Genomic DNA, 2696 nt, shown 5'->3' with positions numbered 1-2696 from the left:
TAATCCTGATGTTCGTAAGCTTCCAAGGCGGTCTCGCGCACTTCCTGCAAAAATTGCGCAAACGGCTTCCCGCCCTCCGGGCGTGCCCGAAGCGCCAGCGTATTGACGAACATTCCAAGTATCGGCTCAAGGTCTTTGTGAGGACGTCCGGCAATTGGTGACCCGACGATGATGTCTTCCTGTCCGCTTAAGCGCGCCAATAACGCTGTGTAAGCTGCCAGGAGCACCATGTACAGGGTGCTTCCGTTCTCCCGTGCGAGTTTGTGAAGCCCGGCTGTGAGTTCTTGATCAAGCGTAAATGAGACTTGATCACCCGCGAAGCTTCGCACCGGCGGCCGGGCGTAATCAGCCGGCAGGTCCAGTACGGGCAGCTCGCCTTCGAGCTGCTTCAGCCAGTACGCCTCCTGCGTCTTGTACGTGTCTCCTTTTTTAAAGGCCTCCTGCCATACGGCATAGTCTTTATATTGAATGTGAAGCAGAGGTAGCTCTTGATTGGCGTACAGCTCCCCGAATTCCCGAATGAGCGTATTGACTGAAACACCATCTGAAATAATGTGATGCATATCGACCAGTAATAGATGCCGCCCGTCTGATACCTTGACGACCCCCGCTCGGAACAACGGAGCTTGGCTGAGATCAAACGGCTGGATAAACGCTGCCGCGGCTTCCTGTTCAGTTTGTCCGCCGAGCACAGAGGTGCGGAATGTAAACGGCACTTCTTCATGGATGCGCTGAACAGGCTCACCGTCTGCGTCCGTTGTAAAGGACGTGCGCAGTGACTCGTGGCGTTTGATCAGCTTTTTGAATACGGCATCCAATCTTGTAAGATCCAGCTTTCCTTCCAGCTCCAAGACTGCCGGCATATTGTAGCCTGTGCCCCCATCCTCCAGCTGCTGGAGCACATACATCCGCTTTTGGGCGGAGGAAACCGGGTAGGTCTCGCGTTTTTCAGTTGGCTTAATGGCTTCATACGGACTTTCCGTTCCTTCGCTGATGACAGAAGCCAAACCTTCTACCGTCGGATGGGCAAACACATCCTTCAGCGGCACTTGGACGCCGAATTCCTTGGCGATCCGGGAGACAAGCGCGGTGGCTTTTAAGGAATGGCCGCCCCGGTCAAAAAAGTTGTCGTGAATGCCGACAGGTCCGCTTTTCAGCACTTCCTCCCACAGCTGGGAAAGCTTCATCTCTGTCAGGTTTCTCGGCGCTGTGTAGATTTCCCGATCTGCCGCTCCGTCAGGAGCAGGCAGCGCTTTTCGGTCGAGCTTTCCGCTCGGGGTAACCGGCCATTGTTCCATCTCAATGATATGAGCAGGGATCATGTAGCCCGGAAGCAAAATCTCAAGCTGCTTGCGCACTTCATTTCTGCCGAGTCCTTCCGCATACGCACATAATTCCGCCTCGCCGCTTTCTGTACGAACGGTTACAGCCGCTTCCCGCACACCTTCAATGCTTCTGAGCGCCGCTTCAATTTCTCCCGGCTCAATCCGGTAGCCGCGGATTTTCACCTGGTCATCCAGACGGCCGAGGAATTCAACCTGACCATCTGGAAGCCAGTGTGCTAAATCCCCTGTTTTGTACATGCGTTCTCCCGGATAAAATGGATCATCAAGAAAACGTTCTTCTGTTAATTCCGGACGATTCAAGTAGCCTCTGGCGACGCCGGCTCCGGCGATATACAATTCTCCCGCTACGCCGACAGGCTGTACGGCTAAATGAGGATCTAGCACATACAGACGCGCGCCAGGCACGGGTTTTCCGATCGGAAGGCGCAAGCGATCCTTGTCCAGCTCAGGATCACACGCGTAAAATGCGGCATCAACGGTTGCTTCTGTCGGCCCGTAGCCGTGAACCAGTGATGTCTCCGGCAGCAAAGAAGCGAAACGGGCTGCCGTATGGGGAGCAAGCGGTTCACCTCCGGCGAATACACGCTTCAGGCTTCTCGGCGCCTCTATTTCCGCTTGATCCAAAAAGCTGTTCAGCATGGCCGGAATAAAATGGGCCGTTGTAACGCCTTCCTCTCGAATGGCTTTTACCATCAATGCCGGATCTTTCTCCCAGCCGGACGGAAGCAGATAGGCCGAAGCACCTGAAAGCGTCCACCAAAACAGCTGCCAGACAGATGCATCAAAGGAAAAAGACGTTTTCATCATAATGATGTCGTCTTCCTCTAAAGGAAACTGCATCTGCATGCCGGTCAGAAAGGAAACCGCCTGGCGGTGCTCCACGGCGACCCCTTTCGGCTGTCCAGTGGAGCCCGACGTATAGATCACATAGGCGAGAGAATCGCTGTCCGCTTGATGAAGAGAGTGATATTCAGATTCTTCATTCGCAAGAGCCGTCATATCCACTTCAAGTGTCTTTCCGGAAAAATCAGGCGCCTTTAATCCCGGCTGCGTCAGCAACAATGCTGCCCCGCTGTCTTTCAGCATATAGCTCAGCCGCTCCTCTGGATATACAGGATCAAGCGGCACATAAGCTCCGCCTGCCTTTAATACGGCGAGAACGGCTGTCAGCATGTCCGGCGAACGTTCGCTTAGAACACCGACAATGCTTTCCTTCGTGACACCATGCGCCGTAAGGCGCGCTGCCAGCCTGTTGGCGTACATGTCTAGCTGCGAGTAAGTCAGCGAGCCGCCAGAAAAGCGCAAAGCCGTCCGATCCGGCGTCAAAGCCGCCTGACGTTCAAACAGCCC

The 2696-nt window shown here is 54.6% G+C and carries 1 pseudogene; it reads right to left on the bottom strand.

Annotated features, from left to right (window positions below):
• Positions 1-2696, bottom strand: a pseudogene (gene fenE, locus AU387_RS02575) (fengycin non-ribosomal peptide synthetase FenE); the annotation flags it as partial.

This window comes from Bacillus halotolerans (assembly GCF_001517105.1).
In the GTDB taxonomy this organism is placed as follows: Bacteria; Bacillota; Bacilli; order Bacillales; family Bacillaceae; genus Bacillus; species Bacillus halotolerans.
This window is presented reverse-complemented; position numbering and strand designations above follow the sequence as displayed.